Origin of the sequence: Azospirillum brasilense (genome assembly GCF_001315015.1) — a bacterium.
In the GTDB taxonomy this organism is placed as follows: Bacteria; Pseudomonadota; Alphaproteobacteria; order Azospirillales; family Azospirillaceae; genus Azospirillum; species Azospirillum brasilense.
Genome location: NZ_CP012915.1, coordinates 1375280 through 1398551, shown reverse-complemented (window position 1 = coordinate 1398551; position 23272 = coordinate 1375280). Strand labels below are relative to the sequence as shown.

The following is a 23272-nucleotide window of genomic DNA, read 5'->3' as shown; positions in this document are numbered from 1 at the left end:
GGGTGGGAGGTCAGGCGGCGGCTTCGAGCGCCGCCGGATTCTCGATGCGGATGCGGTCGTTGGTCAGGCGGGTGATCGCCCCGGCGCTCTCCAGTTTGCGCAGCACGCGCGACAGCGTTTCGGGGCGCAGGCCGAGATAGGCGCCGATATCTACCTTCGGCATGGGAAGGAAGGCGCTGGGCGTGCCGTCGGCCAGGGGCCGGGACCGCCGCGACAAGGCGAGGAGGAAGCTGGACACCCGCTCCACCGCCGTCTTGCAGCCGAGCAGCAGGATCTGGTCCTGCGCCGCCGACAGCTCGACCGAGGTCATGGCGAGCAGCCGCCCCTGGACCGCCGGGTGCCGCTCCATCAGGCGGCGCAGGGCCGTGCGCGACATGCGGCAGACGGTGGAGGCGGTGACCGTCTCGGCGGTGTAGGCGTAGCCGGTGCCCACGGCCAGCCCGATTACGTCGCCCGCGGTGGCGAAGCCGGTGATCTGCTGCCGTCCGTCCGGCAGGGTCTTGTAGAGCTTCAGCATGCCCGACATGACGGTGAAGACGGCCAAGGCCTCCTCGCCCTCCATCACCACCGGGGTTGCCGACAGCAGGTCCAGCGGACGCGACGTCGTCGACAGGTCCGGCAGGTCCCCGGCGGTCAGGGCGCCGCACAGCCCCTTGCTCCGCGCCGAGCAGCCGGCGCAGCGGCCGGTCACCGTCTCCGTCCCCCGCGTCTGCGGAGCGGGCATCGGCGGCGGAACGATGGCTGCGGTGGTGGCGGCGGCGACGGAGAAGGTCATGGCATGTACCCCTGGGCTGTCTCGCTTCGGCGCCGTGGGACGGCGCGCTCGCTTCGGACGTCCGGTCCAGACCAAAGCATCAGACTAAGGTCTTGGAACCGAGCCAAAGGTATGATTCATGACCAGGACCCGCCCTGATCTGGATCAACCGGACCCTGGATCGGTCCGGCGGTGGAGCAACCAGACAGAGCAACGGCCCGGAGAGTGATCCGGGCCGCGAGGCATGATTTCATTGCGGTTCAGAAGGTCCGGCCCGGCCGTCCGCGCGGCGGGAAGCGGCTGGAGGTGGCGCGCATGGTGCCGTCCGCCATCGGCATGTCGCCGGACTCCGCGTCCTCATCATCGCCGCGGGGGCGGCGGGCCTCGCGGTCCGTCACCCGGGCCGCCTCGGCGCGGGAGAGCGAGGATTCCAGCTCGCGGATGCGCGCCTGCAGGCTGCCGACGACCGCAGCACCCGCCTGACGGGACTTGAACTGTTCGAGATCCTGCTTCAGGCGGAGCAGCTGACTTTTCTGTTCCTGGAGGCTCGGCCCGTCCCGGCGCTTCGTCACGCGATAGACTTTTTCGTCAAATCGGTTCACTGCGTTTCTCCTGTCTGCTCTTAAGCAGATTGGGTCGACGCGCCGCTGCACCATCGTTCGAATGGGATAGGCCCTGCATTTCCACCGCTGGTGGCAGCGGCGGTGGCGTTTTTCCGGCGCTCAAGGCATCCGTTCGTTGACGCTCCGCTCGGCAGCGACCGCGGCGGCCAGCGCGTCGCGGTAGCGGCGCAGCCGCGCGTAGGTCGGCCAAGCCATGCCGACCAGCGGGTCGCACCAGTGCACCAGCACCATCAGCCCCATCCCGGCGAAGCCGCCGATCAGCGTGCCCGAGAGCAGGCCGGGCAGGGCGCCCAAGATCCACGGATCGGACAGCCGCCCGGCGTCGTAGGCCTGCAAACCCGCCATCCCCAGCGTGGCCGCCAGAGCGAGCAGGACCCCGACACGGCCCGGCGCGTACCAGATCCGCAAGTCGTCCCGTGTCAGGCCGTAATCTTCGGGGACCGGTCGCGCCGCAGCCTCTGCGACGCCGTCCGGACGCGCGTCGTCATTGCGGGACGTTCCGGTCACCTCGACCGGCGTTCCGCCCCCTTCGATCACCCGCCAGCGCCGCCGTGGGCAGCCACCATCGTCTTCCAGCCGTTCCATCGCGCGATATTGCGCGGGCGGAGGGGATTCGGCAACGGCGCTGTTGCGTGGTGCTCTCGCCCGGAAAGTCAGCCGGGGCGGCCTTCCGCCGACCCGGCGCCGGCAGCCGGCCGGAAACCACCATCGGACAGCAAACCGCCATCGGATAGCATGGTCTCGCAATCCGCCTCCTGGGCGTATTTCACGATGCTGCCGTCCGCCAGCCGAAGATCATAGGATGAATGCCCACCCAGGGTCCGCGCGATCACCATGGCGTCCTGCCCATGATGCCGGACCTTCGTGCCCAGTCGCAGCATGGTTCCAACCCCCACATCCCAAGTTTCGTTAACGAAACCTTACCCCGGGTTGCCGTCAACGGACGAGCAACAAAAAGAGGCATCGGAATGGGGCGGCGAACCGCGATGGCGAGATGGTGTGGGGGAGGAGAAAAATGTGGTTTGGTTGGGGGACTAGGATTCGAACCTAGGTAGCCAGAGTCAGAGTCTGGAGTCCTACCGCTAGACGATCCCCCAATGGTGGTCCCGACTGGGATTGAACCAGTGACCCCTACGATGTCAACGTAGTGCTCTCCCGCTGAGCTACAGGACCAAACCGCGAGATACCTAAACCTAACCACAAGAAACGTGGCGCGAGTGACGGGACTTGAACCCGCGGCCTCCGGCGTGACAGGCCGGCGCTCTAACCAACTGAGCTACACCCGCGTCGTAGGCGACCTTCTAAAGAACAAAGACCGCCGAAGCAAGCACTAAATTCAACCTTACCCAACTTACTCAAGTCAACCAACCAACCGCCGAAGAAGTTGGTGGAGCCGAGGGGGATCGAACCCCTGACCTCCTCATTGCGAACGAGGCGCTCTCCCATCTGAGCTACGGCCCCATGGTGCTGCCAGAGAGGATTGAACTCTCGACCTCTCCCTTACCAAGGGAGTGCTCTACCACTGAGCTACGGCAGCGTCCGGCGGGAGCGGGTGAATAGCAATCCAGGCGGCCCCCTGTCAAAGGGAAAAATATCGAAGGGGGCATTTCTTTCTTTTCACCCCCGCGGGGGGCGCAGGCGGCGCTTGCATCCCGCCGCTTACGCGGGGCATCTGTGCCCCATTCCGACCATGCCCGACCGACAGGTTTTCCCCGTGGATGAGGTTCTGACCGAGGCGCGCCGCCTGATCGCGGCGCGGCATTACCGGCAGGCGGTGCGCCTGCTGCGGGACACCGCGCCGGAGTCCGGCGGCTCCGCAGAACGCGACCGGGCCGAGCGTGACCGGCTGACCGGCATGGCCGCTCTCGGCCGGCGCGACGCCGCGGCCGCTATCGCCGCGCTGCGCCGTGCCCTGGCGCGCGAGCCGGAACACTCGGAAACCCTCTATCATATGGCCCAGGCCGTGCTGGCCGCCGGGGACCGCTTGCGGGCGGTGCAGTGGCTGGAGCGGTTGGCCGTGGCCGACCCCGCCTTTCCCGGCCTCCCTGAGGCGCTGGCCGGCGCCTACCGCCGCGACGCCCTCTATGAGGAGGCGTTGCGGGTGACCGGGAAGGCGCTGGCCGCCGGGAACCGGTCCGCGGACATCCTCTATGAGCGGGCGGTCAGCCTCGCCCATCTCGGCGACGCCGCGGGCGCGCTGGCCGTCTTCGACGAACGGCTGGCCGACGACCCGGAGCACGCCGCCGCGTGGTTCGGCAGCCACGCCGCGGCGCTGGGCCTGAACGGGGTGGAGGACGCGCTGCGCCGCCTGCGCCGGGCCGCCGACTGTCCGGGGGCGGCGGGCAAATACTGGGGCTTCCTGTGCGCCTACCTGCTGTTGCTGGGCCGCGATGCGGAGGCCGAGGCGCTGTATGGCGAGAAGCTGGCCGGTCAGCCGAAGCGCTTGGCCCTGGTGGAGGCGGTGACGGCGATTCGCCCGCGGTTGGCACAAGACGTCCGGCTGTTCGGAGTCGGGGCGGAACTGCTGCGCTTCGCGCTGGAGCGGGCGGAGGTGCCCGGTCTGGTGCTGGAGTTCGGCGTGCGCCGCGGCACCTCGCTGAACCAGATCGCCGACATGGCCGGGCAGACCGTGCACGGCTTCGATTCGTTCGAAGGGTTGCCGGAGGGCTGGGTGAACGCGCCGCGCGGCGTGCTCAGCACCGGCAAGAGCCTGCCGCCGGTGCGCGACAACGCGGTGCTGCACGCGGGCTGGTTCGAGGACACGCTGCCGCCCTTCCTGGCGGCCCATGACGGCGCGGTGCGCTTCGTCAATGTGGACAGCGACATCTATTCCTCGGCGCGGACGGTGCTGACCGCCCTGGCGCCCCGCTTCCGGGCGGGGACGGTGCTGGTCTTCGACGAGTTCATCGGGAACCGGACGTGGCGCGAGGACGAGTACCGCGCCTTCCTGGAATACGCCGCCGAGTCCGGTGCGGCCTGGGAGATCGTCGCCGTCAGCCCGCACACCAAGCAGGTGGCGATCCGGCTGACCGCGCTTCCAGCATCCTGACGGGGGCTCCCGCCCCGGCCGCCAGTTCCGCAGAGTGCGGCGGGACGGCCGGGGTGGGGGCGTGCCGGGTGTTAGGACACGATGCGCCAGCTGCCGTCCGGCTGCTGGCAGGCGGTGCCGTTGGCCCGCTCGGCCTTGCCGCCGACATAGACGGTCTGCTGGTACTCGCGGCAGTAGTTGCCGGAGTTGTCGCGGCCGTCGCGGATCGGGGTGATGGTGCCGCGGTTGCCCGATTCCGGGTTGTTCCACTGGATGGTCGAGCCCATCGGCGCCGCGTAGGCCTGGGTGGCGGCGCGCTGGGCGTAGCCCTCGTCCGCGCGGTCAAGCGACTGGCCGAGCTCGCTGCCGAGATAGGCGCCGAGCAGCGTGCCCACACCGGTGGTGATGAGCTTGCCGGTGCCGCCGCCGAACTGCGAGCCGATCACGCCGCCGGCCGCCGCGCCGCCGAGCGCGCCGACCGTCTGCTTGGTCCCGATGCCGCTGCCGCCGCTCTGGCAGGCGGCGAGCGACAGGGCGACAAAGGCGGTTACAGCGATCTTCTTCATGGGGTCTCTGCCTCTTGGTTCCGTATAAGCCATCAACACGTAAGGCTTCTCTTTAATCCGGGGGAGCCTGCGCTTTGGTGCGTATGACTCCCGTTCAACCGCCTCTCCCGTCATAGGCGGTGGCGGATACAAGCACGGACCCGGTGGCCCTCGCCTGTTATCAAAATGGCGCACAAATGTCCGGCCGGCCCCGCCATGCTCGCGGCCGTTGAGCATAAGAGCGAGGGAACCATCCAATGGCTTCGACCACCACGGGCAAGACCGACGCCAAGATTGTCGTGAGTGCCTATGGGCAGTCCGCCGGAGGCATCTGGCCGCATTTCCGCCTGTTGATCGACGGCGTCGAGGTGGGCCAGGCAACCGTCAACGCCACCAGCCCGGCCGCCTACAGCTTCACGGTGCCGGTCACCGCGGCGCAGGCGCACAAGGTGCAGATCCAATACGACAACGACGCCGTGGTGAACGGCCAGGACCGCTCGCTGATCGTCAGCGGGGTCTCCATCAACGGCAAGACCCACAAGCCGACCGACGCCAACGTCACCTACGACAAGGGCGCGCTCGACGGCAAGGACGTGGTCAAGGGCCAGTCCGGCATGTGGTGGAACGGCACGCTGGTGGTGGACACCCCGGCCGCCGACTTCCCCGCCCCGCCGGCGCCGGTCGCCGGAACCTCGACCTTCGTGGTGAACGCGCAGGGCATCGCGGCGGGCGGCACCAACGCGCATTTCAACCTGTTGGTCGACGGCAAGAAGGTGGGGGAGGGCACGGTCGGCACCGCGGCCAAGGACTACAGCTTCACCGCCAACGTGGCGCCGGACCAGGCGCACAAGGTCCAGGTCCAATACGACAACGACGCCGTGGTGAACGGGCAGGACCGCTCGCTGATCGTCAACAAGGTCACCATCAACGGCAAGTCCGTCTCCGCCACCGACAGCATCGTCACCTACGACAAGGGTGCCCTCGACGGGAAGGACGTGGTCAAGGGCCAGTCCGGCCTGTGGTGGAACGGCACGCTGGTGGTCGACGCCGACAAGAGCTTCTTCGCGACCGGCGGGTCCACGCCGGCCCCCACGCCCACGCCGACCCCGAACCCCACGCCGTCCCCCGCCCCAACCGGGCCGGCGTTCTTCGTGGCGACCAACGGCAACGACAAATGGTCGGGCAAGCTGGCCGCCCCCAACGCGGCCGGCACCGACGGGCCGAAGGCGACGCTGACCGCCGCCCGCGACGCCATGCGCGCCGATCCGAACATCGACGTCACCTACGTCCGCGGCGGCGACTATTACATGAAGGACATGCTCTGGCTGGACGGCCAGGACAGCGGCGTCCGCTTTGCCGCCTACGGCAGCGAGAAGCCGGTTTTCCACGGCGGTTCGCTGGTCGACAACTGGGTGTCGCGCGGCAACGGCCTCTACAGCGCGCAGCTTCCCGGCGGGTCCAAGGCGGTGCTCGACCTGTCGATGGACGGCGACCGCCAGACGGTGGCCCGCACGCCCAACGCCGACCCCAGCCACCCCATCGACGGCGGCTGGCTGATCGCCACCAAGGCGGGGGCCAACGCCTACACCCAGTTCGGCTTCAAGGCGGGGGCGATCCCGACCTATGCGAGCACGGACGGGCTGATGGTCAGCGTCTTCACCCAGCACGGCTACGACAACATGACCGTGCCGGTGAAGAGCATCGACTACGGCAGCAACACCATCACGCTGGCCCAGAGCACCTACGACGCGCTCGGCGCCGGCAGCCGCTTCTACCTGTTCAACGGCAAGGACCAGCTCGACGCGCCGCGCGAGTGGTTCTTCGACAAGGCGTCCAACCAGGTGCTGTTCAAGCCGGAGGGCGGGGCGGTCGCCGGGCACAAGGTCGTCGCGGCGCAACTCCCCGTGCTGGTCGGGCTGGGTGGCGCGAAGAACGTGACGATCGAGGGGCTGACCCTGACCGACGGCGCGCCGGACGGTCACGCGGTCTACGCCAACAACGCCGCCGGGCTGACCTTCAAGAACAACACCGTCACCAACACCGGCTACGGCATCACGGTGGAGGGCAGCGCCAACAGCACCGTTACCGGCAACCACTTCGCCGAGACCGGGCGCGAGGCCGTCTACGTCAAGGCCGGGTCCAACTTTACCAAGGTGTCGGACAACTTGATCCAGCACGCCAGCGCCGTCGACCACGGCGGCGACGCGCTGTGGGTGAACGGCAGCAACGACGTCTCCATCACCCACAACCAGATCGAGGACACGCCGGGCAAGGCCATCGCGGTCGGCTCCGTCCAGGCCTCGGGCGACGCCACCTACCGGGCGACGATCACCCACAACAAGATCGTCGGCGCCAACCAGGAGACCAGCGACGGCGGCGGCATCTACCTGATCAACCGTCAGCAGGATCTGGCCGGGCACACGGTCGCTTACAACGAGGTTTCGGGCACCACCGCCTTCGGCAACGTGACCTGGGACGGCAAGGTCTCCCCCACCTTCCTCGACCCGACGAAGCTGGTGAGCTGGGGCATCTATCTGGACGACTGGACCAGCGGCACCACGGTGAAGGGCAACGTCGTCCACGACAACGTCGGCGGCATCTTCCTGCACGGCGGCTGGAACAACACGGTGACCGACAACATCCTGGCCGACAATCTGGGCACCCAGATCGGCCTGCAGCAGAGCGTCGGCTGGGGCGGCTGGAAGGGCACGCCGATGGCGAACAACACCATCACCCAGAACATCGTGGACGCCGGCGACGGCCGGGCGGTCGCCCTCGACGGTCCGAAGACGGCGGGGACCTTCACCGGCAACTTCTACGCCGACCTCGACCCCAACGAGGCGCTGTTCCAGGCCTGGCCGCAGGTGATGGCCAACGGCGCCACCGGCACGCTTGCGCAGTGGCAGGCCGCCGGCTACGACAAGGGGTCCTTCACCTTCGACCCGCAGTTCACCGACGCCGCGCACGACAACTTCGCGCCGGTGGCGGGCTCGGCGGTGTACCAGCACGGGTTCGACCACCTGCCCTTCGACCAGATCGGCCTGCTGGGCTGAGGATCGCGAAGGACGAAGGGAACCGCGGGCGGGGCGGGAGCGTTATCGCGGCATGGACATCATACGCATCATCCTGGCGCTTCTGCTGCCGCCCGTCGGCGTCTTCCTCCAGGTGGGGTTTGGCGCCCAGTTCTGGATCAACGTGCTGCTGACCCTGCTCGGCTACATCCCGGGCATGATCCACGCGCTGTACGTCATCGTGAAGTACAAGGACCGCTATCCGGCGTGAGGTCCGATATAGCCCTCTCCCCTCTGGGGAGAGGGTGGCCCGAAGGGCCGGTGAGGGGGGTGCGCTTATGCCGGACGTTCCGACACGCGCAACCCCCTCACCCTAACCCTCTCCCCGGAGGGGAGAGGGAATAAAGCGCCTCCTTACGCCGCGCGGACCTTCGCGAGGAAGCCGCTGACCTCCGCCCGCAGACGCGCGGCGGAGCGGCTCAGTTCCTGCGCGCTGCCCAGCACGCGGCCCGCCGCGGTTCCGCCCTGCGAGGCGGCGCCGCTGACCTGGACGATGGCCCCCGACACCTCCGCGGTGCCCGCCGAGGCCTGCTGGACGTTGCGGGCGATCTCCTGGGTGGCGATGCCCTGCTGCTCCACCGCCTGGGCGATGTCGTCGGCGATCTGGCTGCTCTCTCCGATGACCTGGGCGATCTCCCGGATCGACTGCACCGTGCGCAGGGTCACGTCCTGCACCCCGGCGATCTGGGCGGTGATGTCCTCGGTCGCCTTGGCGGTCTGGTTGGCGAGATTCTTCACCTCGCTCGCCACCACCGCGAAGCCCTTGCCGGCCTCGCCCGCGCGGGCCGCTTCGATGGTCGCGTTCAGCGCCAGCAGGTTGGTCTGCTGGGCGATCGAGTTGATGAGCTGCACCACCTCCCCGATCTTCTGCGACGTGCTGACCAGACCTTCCGCGGTCGCCTGGGTGTCCTCGGCGTTGCGGACGGCGCGGTTGGCGATGTCGGCGGACTGGCGGACCTGCTGGCCGATGCTGCTGACCGACCCGGCGAGTTCCCCGCAGGCCGTGGCCACCGATTCCACGTTGGCCGTCGCCTGGGTCGCTGCGGCGGCCACGGTGCCGGCCTGATCGTTGGCGCGCTCCATGGTGGCGTTCAGCGTCTGGGCGGCGCCCTCCAGCTCGGCGGCGGCGTGGGAGACCAGCTCGACGATGGAGCCGACGCTGCGCTCGAACTGGTCGGCGAGCCCGTTCATGGCCTCGCGCTTCTCGGCCTCGGCGCGGCGTTCCGTCTCCTCCTTCTCCGACTCCATGCGGCGGGCGCGGACCATGTTGTCCTTGAAGACCTGGACGGCGCGGATGATCTCGCCAACCTCGTCGCGGCTGGTCGCCTGCGGCACTTCGATGCTCAGATCGCCCTCGGCCAGCTTCAGCGTCGTGTCGGTCAGGCGGCGCAGTGGCCGCACCGTCAGGATCGACCACCAGGCGAGCCCGGCGCCGAGCAGGACGGTCACCGCGCACAGTGAGATCATCAGCACCTGGAAGCTCTCGGACACCGTGCGGGCGTGCTTGGCCACCGCCTGGCTCTCGGCCTCCTGGAGGTCGATGAAGGCGTTGATGCGGGCCAGCCACTCGGTGAAGCCGGGGCGGGCCTGCTCGACCAGGATCTTGACGGCGCGGGCGGCGTCGCCGGCCTGGCGCGCCTCGATGACGCCGCGGGCCAGGGGCAGGGTCTTGGCTTCCGTCTCCTTGATGGAGGCGAGGATGTCCCGTTCCTTGGCGGTGATGTGGGTGCCGACGGCGAACATGCGGTCCAGCTGCTCGGCCGAGCGCGCGTAGTCGGCGGCCAGCCGGTCGATGGTGGCGAGTTCGGCCTTCAGCGCCGCGGCGTCGGACAGGAGCGTGACGTCGCGCAGGCTGATCGCCCGGTCATGCACGCTGCCGCGGAAGTTGATGGCGTAGCGCTGCTTGACATTGTTGACGTCGTTGATCGTGGAAAGGCTGTCGTTGATGCTGTTGACCTTGTAGATGGCGATGGCCGCCAGCGCGACCATGAGCACCAGGATGCTGGAGAAGCTCAGCATCAGCCGAAGGCCGACCTTGGCGTTTCGGAACCAATTCATTGTCCACACTCCCGCCGGTCCGTGTCGTCGAAGACTCGTTGGATGCCGCCGGTCGCCAATGGCCCCCTTTGGGATGACCCATCCTGCGGCGGAACCGACGATAGCACCAAAGAGTTGATACGGATTTGCCGAGAGATTGGATCAAAAGGAAAATTTTTCAGGAGGTGGGAAGGGATGGCTGGGTTGTGGGATTTGTCACAGAAAATCGCCGCCCGTCCGGCTACAGTCGCGCGCGTTCGCAAACCCCTTACGAGATGAAAATGGCCGGCCCGATGCTCAAGCTGCTGCTCGCCCTGTTGCCGCTCGGCGCGTCGCTGCTGATGCTGGCGACGGTTCAGTGAGAAAATGGGTCATGAGTTGATGACCCGCCGCACCATCTCGTAAATCCCCATCCGCCGCAGCCCTCCCTGAAGGGCGGCACGCAAGGGGGCCGGAATGGACAGCAGGCGCCGCGGCTCGATCCCCGCCCGGCGCGTCTTCTCGAACGCCGCGCGGTCGTCGTAGGCGACCCGCCGCACGCTCACCGTCTTCCGGCCGGTGTCGAACAGCATCCAGGTCGCCCGCCGCTCCTCGCTCCGCGGCTCCCCCACCGTGCCGGGGTTGAGCAGGTAGCAGGAACCGCCGCGCAGGGGGACCTCGCTGCCGGGATCGTGCTCCCACAACTCACCGTTGCGGTATTCGTGGATGCCGAGCCGGTGCGTGTGACCGTAGGCGCAGACGCGGGCGCCGGAGGGGTGGACGAGCAGGGCCTGCGCGGTCCGCCGCATCCGGTCCTCGCTGTTCAGCCGGACCAGCTCGCAGCCCCGGTCCACATGAAGCGCTCCATGGACGGCGACGAGATGCTCGCCGACATTGGTCTTCAGTGGCAGGGCGGACAGCCACGCCACATCCTCCGGCGGCAGGCGCTTGCGCGTCCAGGCGATGGCCCGGATGGCGCGGACGCTGAAGCCGTCGGTGGGGATCTGGCGGGTCACCGCGCGGTCGTGGTTGCCGGCGACGCAGACCGCCCCGGCCTCGCGCAGCAGCCTGATGCAGGGCGACGGGTCGGTGTTGTAGCCCACCACGTCGCCCAGGCAGACGACGCGCTCCACCCCCGCGCCGCTCATGTCGGACAGCGTGGCCTCCAGCGCCTCACGGTTGGCGTGGATGTCCGACAGGATGCCGATCCTCATCGCCGCGGCACCCTCACTGGGCCTTCATCGCGCCGTCGGGCGCGTCGTGGTGCGCGCGCGACGGCAGGAAACGGGCGAGCTGGTTGTGCAGGAAGGGCATCGGGTCGTCGAGCGCGATGGCCTTGGCTTCGCAGCCCAGCACCCAGGGCAGCCACGCGGCCATCGACAGGCCGCTGTCCTTGGCGGCCAGCCGGTCCTTGGTGATGTGGCACCAGCGCGCCCCGGCCCGCGCCTTGCCCACCGCCGGGCGCGGCAGGCCGAGCTGGTCGGCGTGGACCAGCGCCGGCAGGTTGACCCCCGCCACCGCCCCCAGATGGTGCCACAGGTTGAAGCGCGGGTTAACCTCCAGCAGGTGCAGTGCGCCGTCCGGGGCGCGCTTGAAATCGAACTTGGCGACGCCGCGCAGCCCCAGCCGTTCGGTCAGCGAGCGGCCGAGCGCCGCGACGTCCGGCGCATCGGTGATGGTCAGGGCGGTGCTGTGCCCGTAGGCGAGCGGGTAGGTGCGGATCTTGGCGCCTGTGAACTCACCGGCCACGCTGCCGCCCTCGTCGACATAGACGTGATAGCTCTCGATCCGGGTCTCCGGGCCGGGGATCATCTCCTGCACCAGCAGGTCCAGCCCGACCGCCGCCAGCCGCGGCCACAGGGCCCGCAGCTCCTCCGCGGAATCGACCTGGATGGCCTTGGCGAAGCCGTCCGCCTCGTCCCACACCCGGCGGCGGGTCAGCGGCTTGACGATCAGGGGGAAGCGCAGGTCCACCACGTCGGGTGCGGCCTCGCGGGTCGGGGAGAGGCGGCGGGTTGCCGGGACGGGCAGGTTCAGCCGCTCGGCCAATGCCTGGAAGCGGCCCTTGTCCACCAGATCCTCGACCAGCTCGGCGTCGGCGATGGCGAAGCGGAACCCCTCGGCCAGCCGGTCGCGGTTGCGCGAGACGAGCAGGAGCTGGGTGTCGTCCTGATAATAGAGGACCGGCTTTTCCGGCTGGCCCTTGGCGAAGGCCATCATCACCTCGACCAGCCCGTCCGGGTTGCGCGCCGGGTCGTCCCACAGGATGGCGTCCCTGGTGAAGCGGGAGTGCAGGGCGGCAGCGCCGGGATGGGTGACGACGGCGCAGCGCAGCCCGGCCAGCCCCAGCGGGCGCACCATGTCCATGTCGCCCATCACGCAGGCCAAGGCGGGGTTGGTGGCGGGGGTGTTTCTCATTTTCGGCATCCTCCAACCGCCCGGTCGGCGGCCCTGCGGTTGCGGCGTTGGTCTTAACGGAGTCAGCGGTTCATCAGGGGAAGCGGGCTGCGGATCAGCCGTCTCATCCGGTCCGCCACTCCGGCTTTGACGCGGCGCAGGCGGGTGTCGAGCTGGCGGCTCAGCCGGTCGGGGCCGAGCGCGATCCAGTTCATCGGCTGCTCGGTGTTGGAGAGCAGCGGCTTGTGGCCCGCCGGGGTGGACATGAAGTCGTAGCAGTTCTCGCCGCGGGCCAGCGTGTCCTCGATGGCCAGGACATGGGCGACCAGACCGGGTTTCAGCCGATTGTCGGCCTCGTAGGCGAAGCCGCCCTGGTAGTTCATCACCCGCCCGCGATGGACGAAATTGTAGAGATAGCCGATGACCGCGTCCCCGGCGCTGACCCGGCACAACCGCACCGTCCCTGCCGGCACGCCGCTGGCGATCAGCCGCTCGTGGAAGGGGCGGAAGGCCGGGTTGGAGAAGGCGCCGGACTGGCCGCGGGCGTTCCAGCTCGCCTGATGCAGGACCTCCATGGCGTGGAAATCCTCCAGCGCTTCTTCCGCCGTCGCGGCGACGCGGTAGGTCAGCGCGCCACGCTCCGTATAGAGCCGCATGGCCCGGCGCACCGCGGCGCGGGTGTTCTTGCCAAGGCTGGCGAGATAGCCGGCGCCCTGCCGGCGCACGCCCTCCAGATCGACCCATTGGCAGCTGTCGGCCACCCGGACCTGCAGCGCGTGGCCCTGGCGCGCCGCGGCGAGCCGCACCGCCGCTTCCGCCTGCGGCTCCAGCCCGCCCAGCACCAGCTCGTCCCAATTGGTCAGGCGCCGCCCCAGCCAGTCGAAACAGGCAGCCAGCACCGCGTCGGCGCAGTTCCGGTCGGCGAGGATGCCGTTGTACTCCACGAAAATTCGGTCGAAGGTCCGCTCCCCCGTCTCGTGCAGCAGCCAGCAGCGGGTGCGCAGAAGACCGAAACGCCATTGCGTCCGCGGGCAGAGGAAGGCCAGCCCGACGACCTGCCCGCCGCGTCGCGCCACCAGCGCGTGGGGCCGCGTGCCGTGGGGCAGGGAAGCCAGCCAGTTGCCGATCCACTGCCAGCTCAGGAAGAAGGACCCGTCGGCGCGCCGCTCCAAATCAATCCAAATCTTTTCAAATTTTCCGCGATCTTCCAGAGGCTGCAAGGTGATGTCGATGGTGTTGCCGTCGTCCTCAACAAGAGTCCTCATGTCCATGGGCTTGGTCTTCCCCGGGGGATGTTGATGAAGGGGCGGCTTCGGACGTCTACGTGCAAAGAATGGGATTGGATCGACGTCTCAAAAACTTTGACCTCATCCGATCTTTCCTGTTTTCCAGCGTCTGCATCATGTACGGACGACTGTGACAAAAAACGCTGTGGCGGAAGGTGGGGGGCGGCGTCCCGGTGGGGGAACCCGTCCGGGTCATCCGGGGTATCGGGCGGTGATGCGACCGCGAGATGGGGATGTCCGTCTGCCCTTGGGATGATCTTCCGCCCGATGCGATGGGCCTATATCCGGCCATTCGTCCAGGTCTTGCGGATGACCGTTGTTCTTTTGGGCTTTCCTCTCCATCTCTTGAGTCCATGGGTTAGGCATCGGAAAGGACCGGCCCCGTGACCACGCCCGAAGAAGCCCTGCCGTCGCGGCTGGAACGCGCCTGCGCCGAGCGGGGGTTGAAGATGACCGGCCAGCGCCGGATCATCGCGCGCGTCCTGTCGGAAGCCGCCGATCATCCCGATGTGGAGGAGGTCTACCGCCGCGCGGCAGCGATTGACGCCGGGATCAGTCTGGCGACCGTCTACCGCTCGATGCGGCTGTTCGAAGAAATCGGGATCATCCAGCGCCACGATTTCGGCGATGGACGTGCCCGCTACGAGGAGGCGCGTGGCGACCACCACCATCACCTGATCGACATCGAGACCGGCGAGGTGGTGGAGTTCCAAGACCCGGAATTGGAGGCCGCCGTCACTCGCATCGCCCGTCATCTCGGCTTCGACATGATCGGGCAGCGGCTGGAGATCTTCGGACGTCGCATCCAGCGCAAAGGCCCGGAGACGGCCTGATGGCGGCGGAGCGGAGAAGCGGGCCGGCGCGCGATCCGGCGGAGCGTTTTGCCGCCTGCGAGGCCGCGGTCTGCGGCTGCCGTCCCGTGGTGGAGCGCGCCTACCGCGAACTGGTCGATTGCGGGCGCCCCGACCGCCACGCGCTGGAGGCGGCAACGGTGGTGCTGCGCTGGCATCATCCGGAACTGGACGTGCCGCAGGCGCTTCAAATCGTCGAACGCTGGGTGATCGCCCAGGGCCGGCTGCATTGATACCGGATGCGGTGATACCGGCTGCATTGATGGCGCATTGATCTTGCCTTGCCCGGTGGTGCGGTTCTAAAGCTCTGTTCCGACCGCGACACCGCAGGGCCATACATGGACGCCGACGCCGAAAGACGCCTGACCGAGCTGGAATCCCGCCTCGCCCATCACGAGCGCATGGCCGAGGAGATGTCCGCCGTTCTGTTCGAGCAGGGGCGGACCATCGACCTCATGACGATGCAGATGCGCCGCCTGCGCGACCGGATCGCGGAGCTGGAATCCGGTTTGCCCCGCGCGCCACAGGACGAGCCGCCCCCACCCCATTACTGATCGTCCTTTTTGGATCGTCACCGCATCTTCCAGCCGCCGCGCGGGCCGCACCAGCTGAGCTGCGGGCCGGCGGGCGGCTGGCGCGAGCAGTCGGCCTGGGCGCAGTTGCAGGCCGGGAACAGGCAGCGGTCGCCGTTCACGTCGGTGGCCTGCACGGCCAGTTCATAACGCGTGCCCCGCATCAACTGCGCGCCCGCCGCGCTGTTGCGTTCGTAATGCTCGACGACGGCGAGCAGACGCAGCATGCGGGCCCGCTGTCCCTTGGTGTCGAGGCTCATCTTCCAATCTCCCGCCATGGCCGTCCGAGTCGTGCTCCGATGGACATGAAACGGCAGAAAAGGGCCAAGGCTCCAGCGTGCAACGGCTTTACCCACCGCTGGCCGCCGGCCTGCCAGACGCGGTTCCCCGCTTGGCGGAGGCTTGGCCGCGGGGCTTAGGACGCCGCGCTCCTTGTCGCCTCTGCGGCTATGCCCTGGCTCTCGGCGGGAGCGGGCGGCAGGCCGGCCGTCCAGCGGATGCCACGGTTGCGCCCGGCGCGCTTGGCTTGATAGAGCGCCTGATCGGCGCGGCGCAGGGTTTCCGCCACGTCGGGCGAATCTTCGGGCCACAGGGCGATGCCGAGGGAGCAGCCGACCCGCACCGCTTCACCCTGTACGCTGACGGGCTCGTTCACCGCCTCGATGATGCGGCGGGCCAGCCCGTCCAGGTCCGGCGGTTCGGCGCCGGCGCGCTGCGGCAGCACCGCCGCGAACTCGTCGCCGCCCAGCCGGGCCACCACGTCGTCGCCGCGGAAGCAGGCGGCCAGCCGCTCGCCCACCTGACGCAGCACGAGGTCGCCCGCGTCGTGGCCCAGCCGGTCGTTCACCGGCTTGAAGCCGTCCAGATCGATGTAGAGGAAGGCGGCGGAGCCGTTGCCGGCGGTCGTGGCCTCCACATATTGCTCGAAGTAGCGGCGGTTCGGCAGGCCGGTCAGCCGATCCTGATAGGCGATGTCCTCCAGCCGGACCAGGGCGGCGTCACGATGGGTCAGTCCGTCCACGAGATCGCGCAAAGTCGCTGACAGCGACGTGATCTCGGCGCTGCCGCCCAGCACCGGCATTTCCGCCCCGCGCTCGCCGCTGCGGATGCGTTCCGCCGCCTGGGCGATGCGGCGCAGCGGTCGGGTGACCCGCCCGGCGGCCATCCAGCCGAGCGCGCTGAACAGTAGCACCATGGCGCCGCCGGCCAGCACCGTCTCGACCATCTGGGCGGTGGCCGGGGCGTAGGCGACGGCCAGAGGCTGGCGGGCCACCACGCTCCAGCCCAGACCCGGATAATTCAGGTAGCCGTTGCCGTAGGCGTAGCCGGTCAGATAGCGCTGCCCGTCCGGCCAGCGTTCGACGATCCAGCCGCTCTCGTTCTTCTGCGCGCTCCGCACCGCCTCGATGTCGAGGGGGGTGCCGAGCAGTTCGCGGGGGCCGAGCAGCACCGTGCGGTCGGCCGCGACCACGATCAGCTCCAGCTCCGCGCGGCCCCGCATGGTGTCCATCAGGGAACGGCGGATCTCGCGCGTCCACTCCCAGCTCAGATGCGTGGCCAGCACGCCGACGACCTCGCCCCGGTCGTTGTGCACCGGGGTGGAGATGTCCACGAACTTCATGGCCTCGCCGGTCGGGTTCGGCAGCAGGAAGGCCAGCATCACCGCGTCGTGCACGTCACCGACGAACTGTGATTTCTGTCCGTTCTGAAAGACCGGGCGCTTGGAAATGTCCACGCCGTCCAGCAAGCCGCCCGTGGCGGCCAGAACCTTGCCCTTGGTGTCGGTCACGCCCATCCAGGAAACGGTCGGGAAGAAGCCCTGGAACTGATCCAGCAACCAGCGCAGCCGGACCGGATCGTCCATGGCCGGTGTGATGCCGAGCTTGGCCAGCATGCTGATCTCGCTGGCGCGCGACCACATGGAGCGGTCCAGCCGGTCGGCCATGTTGTGCGCGGCCTCTGCCAGGGAATGACCGATCTCGCTCTCGATCCGCTCGCGGGAGCGCAGGCCGGTCAGTGCCGCCAGCACGACGGAGACGCCAAGGACCAGAACGGCGCCGGTCAGAGCCACCGTTGTCCGCAGACCGCGTTCCCTCGCCATGACGCCCGGCCACTCCCTTCAACACCCCGCCGCCGTTCCGTCAGGAAGACCGCTTACGAAGGTTCTATCAACTTCGGCCAGGTTTCAAAAGTGACATTGGCTTCAGAGGAGGCATACCGGCGTATGGAATTGTCGGGAAGGCGTTCAGCGGGCCGGCCGCGCGCCCACCGCGGTGCGGCGACAGTCGGAAAGGATGTTGCCGACGGTGACGCGCTCCCGCTCGTCCATGGTCAGTTCCCAGCGCGCCTTCACGGCGATCCAGCCCGCCACATAGGCGCAGATGTACTCCTCGCGCGGCGGCAGCCAGTCCTCCGGCCCCTTCGATCCCTTGGCGCGATTGGCCGCCGCCGAGACGGTGACGAGGGTCAGCGGGTCGCTCACGTCGTTGGCGTAGGCGGCGCGCTTCTCGCGCGGCCAGTCGTAGCCGCCGCTGGCGTAGGTCTCCTCCAGAGGCACGCGGTGGTCGATGTCCACCTGCTTCGGCTCGGTGAAGGTCTCGCCGGTGTAGGGATCGTTCCACACGCCGGACAGCACCGAACAGCCGTTGGCCGACAGCTTCGCCGGCTTGACGGAATCGCGGATCAGCACCTGCTCGCGCGTGTTCAGGCATTTGGAGTCGATGGTCAGCCAGTGGGGCCACTCGTCCCGCACATAGCCGCGGCGGCGCTCCTCCTCCACCCGGATGCTGTCGAGCTGGGCGGCGACCGCGGCGTAGTCGATGCTGGCGTCGGGGACGGGGCGGGGGATGGGCCGTTGTCGCTGGGTCTTCTCCTCCCCGAGGATGGAATCCAGCGTGCCGGGCGGGACGAGGTGGAAACGCTCCGCCGCATAGACCGCGGCCAGCACCAGCAGAACGGCGACCAGCCCGCCCAGCGTCAGCGGACGGCCCCTCCGGCCGCCCCGCGGTGCTCCGCTTCTCCGTCGCGCCATGCCCCTGGTCCCTCAACCCTGTTCTTCGCCATACCTGGATATGGTTCCTGGGCTGTTCTATGGCGCTTTGGGGACGTGGCGCAACGGTGCGAGTGGAGTGGTCGGGCCGGGGTCTCCGTCACGCCCAAACCGGTTCCGGAAGACTCTCCACCAACAGCCCGGTGACCATCTCCACCCCGGTTCCCCGCACCGCGCTTCCGGTCAAGAGCGCCAGCTCCGTCTCCGGCAGGGCCGGCAGGCCGTCCGCAACACCGAGGAAGCGTGCGCCGGGCGGCAGGGCGCTGTGGGGAAGCACGCTGACGCCCAGCCCGCCGGACACCGCGGCGCGCACTCCGGCGTGGTTCGGGCTGGAATAGGCCACCCGCCAGCGCCGCCCGGCGCGTTCCAGCTCATGCACCGCGCGGTTGCGGTAGACGCAGCCCTGGGGGAACAGCACCAGCGGCAGCGGGTCCTCGCGGTGCAGGTCCTCCGCCGCCGGACCGACCCAGCAGAGCGGTTCCCGCCAAGCGCGCAACGCTCCGGGGCGGCCGGGTTCCTGCTTGACCAGGGCGATGTCGAGGTCGCCGCACTCCACATCGGCGCGCAGCCGCACCGACAGGTCGCAGCGCACGTCCAGCCGCAGCCGCCGGTTCGCCCGCGCGAAATCGGCGAGCAGGCGGGGCAGCCGCTCCACCGCGTAATCCTCCGGCACGCCCAGCCGCACCACCTCTGCCGCCGGGCGCCCGGACAGCACGGCGTTCGCCTCGTCGTTCAGCGCCAGCAGCCGGCGGGCGTAGCCGAGCAGCCGCTCGCCGTCGTCGGTCAGCGCGACGGCGCGGCTGTTGCGGTCGAGGAGCGGCTGCCCGATCTGCTCCTCCAGCCGGCGGATCTGCTGGCTGACCGTCGATTGCGTCTTGTGCACCCGCTCGCCGGCCCGCGTGAAGCCGCCGGCGTCCACCACGGAGACGAAGGTGCGCAACAGGCCCAGATCCATCTCGCGCATCGGACCGACCATTCAGGTTTCGAATGCAATGGATGATATCATCCAATTTCCAAATGAAAAGAGTCCGCGCCATCCTTTCCCTGACGCACACCATTCCGCATGGAAGAGGACTGGCCATGACCCACGCCGCCACCCACCCTTTGCCCCTGACCGACCCGCGGACGGCGCCGCTCGCCCTGGTCGTGCCCTTCTGCCTGGCCTGGAGTTCGGCCTTCGCCGCCGGGAAGATCGGGTTGGCCGACTGCCCACCGCTGCTGCTGCTGGCCTTCCGCTTCCTGATCGCTGGGGCTCTGTTGGCCGCCGTTGCGGCGTGGCGGGGCGAGTATCGGGGAATGGCCGGGCGGACCCTCGGCCTGCTGGCGCTGCTCGGCCTGCTCAACCACGCGCTCTATCTGGGGCTGAGCTACAGCGGCATGACCTACGTGTCCTCGGGCCTGACGGCGTTGATTGTCAGCGCGAATCCGGTGCTGACCGCGGCGCTGGCCGCCCTGCTGCTGGGCGAGGCGATGAACCGGCGCAAGGCGCTGGGACTGGCGTTGGGAGTGGTCGGGGTGGCGCTGGTGGTGCGCGGGCGGCTGGGCAGCGGGACGGACGCGCCGCTGGGCATCGCGCTGGCCGTCGGCGCGCTGGTGGCGCTGTCGGTCGGAACGCTGCTGTTCAAGCGGCTGGCGCCGCGGACCGGGCTGCTCGCCGGCACCGGGGTGCAGGTGCTGGTGGCGGGGCTGGCATTGCTGCCCATCGGGCTTCTGGTGGAGGATGCCGGGTCGATCCGGTTGACCGCCGGCTTCGCCGGGTCGCTGGTCTATCAGGCGTTGGTGGTGTCGATCGGCGGTTATCTGCTGTGGTTCCGCCTGCTGCAACGGACGAGCGCCACGGAGGCCAGCGCCTATCATTTCCTGATGCCGCCCCTCGGGATGCTGTTCGGCTGGGCGCTGCTCGGCGAAACGGTGCAGCCCTGGGACCTGCTGGGCATCCTGCCGGTGGCGCTGGGCATCCGGCTGGTGACGCGGGGGTAAGGGCCGCATCCTGGCAAAAGGGATACGCCTTTCGCGGGGGATCAGGTTGCGCCCTGCGATTGTTACGTTTTCATGACGCCCCACTCTCCATCGTCCTGTTGTTGAGGCCCACACGCCGGGAGGCCCGCCATCACGACCGCCGCCATCTCGCCCACTCTGGTCCTGATCGACATCCTCGGCGCCGTGGCGCTGCTGCTGTGGGCGCTGCGGCTGGTGCGGACGGGCGTCTTCCGGTGGGGTGGGGCGGCGGTCCGCCGCTGGGTCGGCTATGGCACGCGCAACCGTCTGGCCGCCTTCCTGGCCGGCGTCGCCGCCACCATCGCGGTGCAGAGCAGCACGGCCACCGCTCTGATGACCGCCTCAATGGCCGGGCAGGGCTTCATGACCACCTCCATGGCGCTGGCGGTGATGCTGGGGGCCGACGTCGGAACCAGCCTCGTCGCCCGGCTGCTCGCCATTGACCTGCACTGGCTGTCGCCCAGCCTGCTTCTGCTCGGCGGGGCGCTGCACGCGCTGGGCGGCGAGCATCGCGGGCGGCGGGCGCTGGCCCGCATCCTGGTCGGCATCGGGCTGATGCTGCTGGCCCTGAAACTGCTGGGCGCGGCCACCCTGCCGGTCCGGGAGTCGGCGCTGGTCCAGGCGATGCTGGAGGCGTTGGGCGGCGAGCCGTTCTTCGCCCTGATCGTCGCGGCGGCGCTGACCGCGGCGGTGCATTCCAGCCTCGCCACGGTGATGCTGGCGGGGTCGCTGGCCGGGGCGGGGGTGATCGGGACCGAGACGGCGGTGGCGTTGGTCCTGGGCGCCAATCTGGGCGGTGCCGTCCCGGCGGTGTTGGCCACATCGGCGGACGGCGCGGTGGCGCGGCGGGTGCCGCTGGGCAATCTTCTGGTCCGGATGACCGGGTCGCTTCTCGCCCTGCCGCTGGTGCCCATGGCGGCGGCGTCCCTGGCCGGCATGGCCCCGCTGACGGCGGTGGTCAGCGCGCATGTCGCCTTCAACGCGGTGCTGGCGCTGTTCTTCCTGCCGCTGGTGACGCCGCTCGCCCGGCTGACCGAACGGTTGCTGCCCGAGCCGGAGGACGTGGGGGAGGACGCGGCGACGCCCCGGCATCTCGACGAGTCGGCGCTGGAAACACCCACCGTCGCCATCGCTGGTGCCGTGCGCGAGACCCTGCGGCTGGGTGATCTGGTGGAGGACATGCTGTCCCGCAGCCTGACCGCCCTGCGCCAGAACGACGAACGTCCCATTGCCGAGGTCAGCCGTGCCGACGACCGGGTGGACCGGTTGCACACCGCCATCAAGCTCTACCTCGCCAAGCTCGGGCGCCGCCACTTGGATGCGGACGAGACCCGGCGGGTCGACGATCTGATGGCCTTCGCCATCAACCTGGAGCACATCGGCGATATCATCGACAAGAGCCTGATGGAACTCGCCGCCAAGCGCATCCGCCACCACCTGCATTTCGCGCCGGAGGATTTCCGGGAGGTCGAGGAGTTGCATCGCCGCACGGTGGAGAACCTGCGGACGGCGCTCGGCATCCTGATCGGAGAGGACCGGCGGCTCGCCCGGCAGCTCATCGCGGGCAAGGACGCGGTGCGGGCGCTGGAGCGCACCGCCACCGCCCGCCATCTCGACCGCGTGCGCCGCGGCAACGCCGCCAGCATCGAGACCAGCGCCCTGGTGCTGGACATCCTGCGCGACCTGAAACGCATCAACGCCCATGTCGCCGCGGTCGCCCTGCCGATCCTGGATCAGGTGGGGGAGCTCAGCGAAAGCCGCCTGAAGGTCGTCGGTCTGCCCCGGCTGGAAAGCCGGGATCTGTAGGGGAAAACCCCCGCGGGTTTACCGTGGCATCTCCCCGGTCAGGGTAGCGCTCAGCCCTTGCAGCAGGCCGAACCGGCACCCCTCGCCGAAGGAGGCGCGCAGCCGTGCCGGGTCGCCGATCGACACCCGGATGTCGCCCGCCCGCGCCGGCTGGTGCAAGCGGCGCACCCGGCTCGCGCACAGCTCCTGCAACACCTCCAGCAGCATCAGGAGCGAGGTCGGGCGGCCGGTGCACAGGTTGAAGACCTCGGCCCCCTGGGGACGGCGCTCCATCGCCTTGATCTCCATCGCTTTTACGAGGAAGCGCACGACGTCACCGACGAACACGAAGTCACGCACCTGTTCGCCATCGCCGAAGACCGTCACGTCCTCGCCCTGCGCCACCCGGCGGGCGAAGATCGAAATCACCCCGGAATAGGGGGAGGACGGGTCCTGCCGCGGCCCGTAGACGTTGAAGAAGCGGAAGCCCGTCGTCGGCACCCCGTGGATGGCCCAGGCGACGTTGGCGTGCATCTCGCAGCCCAGCTTGTCCACGCCGTAGGCGGACAGCGGGCGCGTCGCGGCGTCCTCGCGCAGCGGGGTGGCGGTGTTGTCGCCGTAGACCGCGGCGGAGGAGGCGTAGACCACCGGCACCGGGTTGCCGTTGCGGGCGTTGCGCGCCGCCTCGAAGACGGTGACGGTGCCCGACAGGTTGGTGCGGTGGGTTTCCGCCCACAATTCGCGCGAGCGCTGGACGGAGGCGACGGCGGCCAGATGGAACACGCCGTCCACCCCCTGGATTGCCTGTCGGACCGCGTCCGGGTCGGCGACGTCGCCGACCACCAGCTTCGCCAGCAGCGGCTTGTTCTCCAGCCGGCCGGTGCTCATGTCGTCCAGGATGGTGACCCGATGCCCATCGCCGATCAATTGGTCGGCCAGATGCGATCCGATGAATCCGCAGCCGCCGGTCACGAGAAAATGGGCCATGCGCCGTCCTTTCCACCTTCGCAATGCATGCTGTCATAGTGGAGAGGCAGGGCGGGGCGGACCAGCCCATCTTAGGGGTAGCGAAGGGCGCAAGGGGTGCGCCGTTTCTGGCCGTTCGGGGTGGCGCATCCCGAATCGGCGCCGTTTCAGAGGTCTTTTCCGGCACCCTCGCGGCGGGCAGGCGGAACCGAAGGTTCAACAGCCTTATCCACCATCTTATGCACTTTTTTGTGGATAACTCCGGTCAAGGGGACCGATGGCCGCCGAGGAGCGGAAGGGATGCCGCCGTGTGTCCAGAGCAACAGCGCGA

23 protein-coding genes and 5 tRNA genes are annotated in these 23272 nt (G+C 69.0%); 9 read left to right on the top strand and 19 right to left on the bottom strand.

All coding sequences use genetic code 11. The features are described from left to right. Positions 1 to 10: 10 nt before the first annotated feature. From AMK58_RS20055 to AMK58_RS20015, 9 genes are all read right to left on the bottom strand, one after another. Complete coding sequence (locus tag AMK58_RS20055; protein WP_059399335.1) at positions 11 to 775, bottom strand: Crp/Fnr family transcriptional regulator; 765 nt, start codon at positions 773 to 775, stop codon at positions 11 to 13. Between the two features lie 239 nt (positions 776 to 1014). Next, positions 1015 to 1326, bottom strand: a complete 312-nt coding sequence (locus tag AMK58_RS20050) for a hypothetical protein (protein ID WP_059399334.1) — start codon at positions 1324 to 1326, stop codon at positions 1015 to 1017. Between the two features lie 150 nt (positions 1327 to 1476). Beyond that, positions 1477 to 1962, bottom strand: a complete 486-nt coding sequence (locus tag AMK58_RS31145; protein WP_035677370.1) for a hypothetical protein — start codon at positions 1960 to 1962, stop codon at positions 1477 to 1479. 68 nt (positions 1963 to 2030) lie between these two features. Then, positions 2031 to 2258, bottom strand: a complete 228-nt coding sequence (locus AMK58_RS20040; RefSeq protein WP_035677369.1) for a hypothetical protein — start codon at positions 2256 to 2258, stop codon at positions 2031 to 2033. 142 nt (positions 2259 to 2400) lie between these two features. After that, positions 2401 to 2474 (bottom strand) — tRNA-Gln (locus AMK58_RS20035). 1 nt (position 2475) lies between these two features. After that, positions 2476 to 2550 (bottom strand) — tRNA-Val (locus AMK58_RS20030). Between the two features lie 36 nt (positions 2551 to 2586). Further along, positions 2587 to 2663: transfer RNA gene (locus AMK58_RS20025), tRNA-Asp, on the bottom strand. 99 nt (positions 2664 to 2762) lie between these two features. Further along, positions 2763 to 2838, bottom strand: a tRNA-Ala gene (locus AMK58_RS20020). 1 nt (position 2839) lies between these two features. Then, a tRNA-Thr gene (locus tag AMK58_RS20015) sits at positions 2840 to 2914 on the bottom strand. A 177-nt stretch (positions 2915 to 3091) separates the two neighbouring features. Between AMK58_RS20015 and AMK58_RS20010 the strand changes: the two genes are divergently transcribed. Continuing rightward, positions 3092 to 4426, top strand: a complete 1335-nt coding sequence (locus AMK58_RS20010) for a class I SAM-dependent methyltransferase (RefSeq protein ID WP_236778247.1) — start codon at positions 3092 to 3094, stop codon at positions 4424 to 4426. A gap of 71 nt (positions 4427 to 4497) precedes the next feature. On the opposite strand, the gene AMK58_RS20005 is transcribed toward AMK58_RS20010, so the two are convergent. Next, positions 4498 to 4971 carry an RT0821/Lpp0805 family surface protein gene (locus AMK58_RS20005; RefSeq protein ID WP_014197686.1) on the bottom strand — a complete coding sequence of 158 codons (474 nt, stop codon included), beginning with the start codon at positions 4969 to 4971 and terminating at the stop codon, positions 4498 to 4500. A 236-nt stretch (positions 4972 to 5207) separates the two neighbouring features. On the opposite strand from AMK58_RS20005, the gene AMK58_RS20000 reads away from it, so the two are divergent. Together AMK58_RS20000 and AMK58_RS29835 are read left to right on the top strand one after the other, a co-directional pair. Further along, entirely contained in the window at positions 5208 to 8003 is a 2796-nt protein-coding gene (locus AMK58_RS20000) for a carbohydrate-binding domain-containing protein (RefSeq protein WP_059399332.1), read from the top strand. Between the two features lie 52 nt (positions 8004 to 8055). Beyond that, positions 8056 to 8232: a YqaE/Pmp3 family membrane protein gene (locus AMK58_RS29835; RefSeq protein ID WP_014197684.1), complete on the top strand. Its 177-nt coding sequence runs from the start codon at positions 8056 to 8058 to the stop codon at positions 8230 to 8232. A gap of 143 nt (positions 8233 to 8375) precedes the next feature. On the opposite strand, the gene AMK58_RS19995 is transcribed toward AMK58_RS29835, so the two are convergent. After that, the gene (locus AMK58_RS19995) at positions 8376 to 10079 is read right to left on the bottom strand and encodes a methyl-accepting chemotaxis protein (protein ID WP_035677366.1); all 1704 of its coding nucleotides are present in this window, start codon (positions 10077 to 10079) and stop codon (positions 8376 to 8378) included. Positions 10080 to 10204: 125 nt separating this feature from the next. Here AMK58_RS19995 and AMK58_RS30610 point away from each other — a divergent pair, with 125 nt between their 5' ends. Beyond that, entirely contained in the window at positions 10205 to 10420 is a 216-nt protein-coding gene (locus tag AMK58_RS30610) for a hypothetical protein (protein ID WP_137165217.1), read from the top strand. A gap of 9 nt (positions 10421 to 10429) precedes the next feature. On the opposite strand, the gene AMK58_RS19990 is transcribed toward AMK58_RS30610, so the two are convergent. The 3 genes from AMK58_RS19990 to AMK58_RS19980 form a co-directional block, all read right to left on the bottom strand. Next, entirely contained in the window at positions 10430 to 11251 is an 822-nt protein-coding gene (locus tag AMK58_RS19990; RefSeq protein WP_035677363.1) for a metallophosphoesterase family protein, read from the bottom strand. Between the two features lie 13 nt (positions 11252 to 11264). After that, complete coding sequence (locus AMK58_RS19985; RefSeq protein ID WP_035677360.1) at positions 11265 to 12455, bottom strand: carboxylate--amine ligase; 1191 nt, start codon at positions 12453 to 12455, stop codon at positions 11265 to 11267. A 62-nt stretch (positions 12456 to 12517) separates the two neighbouring features. Next, entirely contained in the window at positions 12518 to 13705 is a 1188-nt protein-coding gene (locus AMK58_RS19980; protein ID WP_035677358.1) for a GNAT family N-acetyltransferase, read from the bottom strand. Between the two features lie 398 nt (positions 13706 to 14103). On the opposite strand from AMK58_RS19980, the gene AMK58_RS19975 reads away from it, so the two are divergent. The 3 genes from AMK58_RS19975 to AMK58_RS19965 all read left to right on the top strand — a co-directional run bounded on the left by AMK58_RS19975 (position 14104) and on the right by AMK58_RS19965 (position 15125). Further along, on the top strand, positions 14104 to 14553 hold the full coding sequence (locus tag AMK58_RS19975) for a Fur family transcriptional regulator (RefSeq protein WP_014197677.1): 450 nt from the start codon (positions 14104 to 14106) through the stop codon (positions 14551 to 14553). Beyond that, the gene (locus AMK58_RS19970) at positions 14553 to 14804 is read left to right on the top strand and encodes a hypothetical protein (RefSeq protein WP_035677355.1); all 252 of its coding nucleotides are present in this window, start codon (positions 14553 to 14555) and stop codon (positions 14802 to 14804) included. Before AMK58_RS19975 ends, AMK58_RS19970 begins: the two co-directional genes overlap by 1 nt. Before the next feature lie 105 nt (positions 14805 to 14909). After that, positions 14910 to 15125 (top strand): SlyX family protein, encoded by a 216-nt coding sequence (locus tag AMK58_RS19965; protein ID WP_035677353.1) that lies wholly within the window; start codon positions 14910 to 14912, stop codon positions 15123 to 15125. Positions 15126 to 15142: 17 nt separating this feature from the next. Here AMK58_RS19965 and AMK58_RS19960 read toward each other — a convergent pair whose 3' ends face one another. The 4 genes from AMK58_RS19960 to AMK58_RS19945 form a co-directional block, all read right to left on the bottom strand. Further along, positions 15143 to 15403: a hypothetical protein gene (locus tag AMK58_RS19960; RefSeq protein WP_014197674.1), complete on the bottom strand. Its 261-nt coding sequence runs from the start codon at positions 15401 to 15403 to the stop codon at positions 15143 to 15145. 155 nt (positions 15404 to 15558) lie between these two features. Further along, on the bottom strand, positions 15559 to 17244 hold the full coding sequence (locus tag AMK58_RS19955) for a GGDEF domain-containing protein (protein ID WP_059399331.1): 1686 nt from the start codon (positions 17242 to 17244) through the stop codon (positions 15559 to 15561). 144 nt (positions 17245 to 17388) lie between these two features. After that, entirely contained in the window at positions 17389 to 18174 is a 786-nt protein-coding gene (locus tag AMK58_RS19950) for an HNH endonuclease family protein (protein WP_035677347.1), read from the bottom strand. A gap of 118 nt (positions 18175 to 18292) precedes the next feature. After that, a complete protein-coding gene (locus tag AMK58_RS19945) occupies positions 18293 to 19156 on the bottom strand; it encodes a LysR substrate-binding domain-containing protein (RefSeq protein WP_236778246.1) in 864 nt (287 codons plus the stop codon). A 116-nt stretch (positions 19157 to 19272) separates the two neighbouring features. Between AMK58_RS19945 and AMK58_RS19940 the strand changes: the two genes are divergently transcribed. Together AMK58_RS19940 and AMK58_RS19935 are read left to right on the top strand one after the other, a co-directional pair. Continuing rightward, on the top strand, positions 19273 to 20172 hold the full coding sequence (locus AMK58_RS19940) for a DMT family transporter (RefSeq protein ID WP_035677343.1): 900 nt from the start codon (positions 19273 to 19275) through the stop codon (positions 20170 to 20172). Positions 20173 to 20355: 183 nt separating this feature from the next. Beyond that, positions 20356 to 21996 (top strand): Na/Pi cotransporter family protein, encoded by a 1641-nt coding sequence (locus AMK58_RS19935; RefSeq protein ID WP_236778245.1) that lies wholly within the window; start codon positions 20356 to 20358, stop codon positions 21994 to 21996. An 18-nt stretch (positions 21997 to 22014) separates the two neighbouring features. Here the strand turns inward: AMK58_RS19935 and AMK58_RS19930 are convergent, their stop codons facing one another. Further along, on the bottom strand, positions 22015 to 22962 hold the full coding sequence (locus tag AMK58_RS19930; RefSeq protein WP_035677336.1) for an NAD-dependent epimerase/dehydratase family protein: 948 nt from the start codon (positions 22960 to 22962) through the stop codon (positions 22015 to 22017). Positions 22963 to 23272 lie beyond the last annotated feature (310 nt).

Bases quoted from the DNA above. Each gene is read 5' to 3' on its own strand.
- AMK58_RS20005 (WP_014197686.1), bottom strand. From the start codon at position 4,971: ATGAAGAAGATCGCTGTAACCGCCTTTGTCGCCCTGTCGCTCGCCGCC.
- AMK58_RS29835 (WP_014197684.1), top strand. From the start codon at position 8,056: ATGGACATCATACGCATCATCCTGGCGCTTCTGCTGCCGCCCGTCGGC.
- AMK58_RS19940 (WP_035677343.1), top strand. From the start codon at position 19,273: ATGACCCACGCCGCCACCCACCCTTTGCCCCTGACCGACCCGCGGACG.
- AMK58_RS19970 (WP_035677355.1), top strand. From the start codon at position 14,553: ATGGCGGCGGAGCGGAGAAGCGGGCCGGCGCGCGATCCGGCGGAGCGT.
- AMK58_RS19960 (WP_014197674.1), bottom strand. From the start codon at position 15,403: ATGAGCCTCGACACCAAGGGACAGCGGGCCCGCATGCTGCGTCTGCTC.
- AMK58_RS19990 (WP_035677363.1), bottom strand. From the start codon at position 11,251: ATGAGGATCGGCATCCTGTCGGACATCCACGCCAACCGTGAGGCGCTG.
- AMK58_RS20040 (WP_035677369.1), bottom strand. From the start codon at position 2,258: ATGCTGCGACTGGGCACGAAGGTCCGGCATCATGGGCAGGACGCCATG.
- AMK58_RS31145 (WP_035677370.1), bottom strand. From the start codon at position 1,962: ATGGAACGGCTGGAAGACGATGGTGGCTGCCCACGGCGGCGCTGGCGG.
- AMK58_RS19985 (WP_035677360.1), bottom strand. From the start codon at position 12,455: ATGAGAAACACCCCCGCCACCAACCCCGCCTTGGCCTGCGTGATGGGC.
- AMK58_RS19945 (WP_236778246.1), bottom strand. From the start codon at position 19,156: ATGCGCGAGATGGATCTGGGCCTGTTGCGCACCTTCGTCTCCGTGGTG.
- AMK58_RS20000 (WP_059399332.1), top strand. From the start codon at position 5,208: ATGGCTTCGACCACCACGGGCAAGACCGACGCCAAGATTGTCGTGAGT.
- AMK58_RS19930 (WP_035677336.1), bottom strand. From the start codon at position 22,962: ATGGCCCATTTTCTCGTGACCGGCGGCTGCGGATTCATCGGATCGCAT.
- AMK58_RS20055 (WP_059399335.1), bottom strand. From the start codon at position 775: ATGACCTTCTCCGTCGCCGCCGCCACCACCGCAGCCATCGTTCCGCCG.
- AMK58_RS19980 (WP_035677358.1), bottom strand. From the start codon at position 13,705: ATGGACATGAGGACTCTTGTTGAGGACGACGGCAACACCATCGACATC.
- AMK58_RS19950 (WP_035677347.1), bottom strand. From the start codon at position 18,174: ATGGCGCGACGGAGAAGCGGAGCACCGCGGGGCGGCCGGAGGGGCCGT.
- AMK58_RS19965 (WP_035677353.1), top strand. From the start codon at position 14,910: ATGGACGCCGACGCCGAAAGACGCCTGACCGAGCTGGAATCCCGCCTC.
- AMK58_RS19995 (WP_035677366.1), bottom strand. From the start codon at position 10,079: ATGAATTGGTTCCGAAACGCCAAGGTCGGCCTTCGGCTGATGCTGAGC.
- AMK58_RS19955 (WP_059399331.1), bottom strand. From the start codon at position 17,244: ATGGCGAGGGAACGCGGTCTGCGGACAACGGTGGCTCTGACCGGCGCC.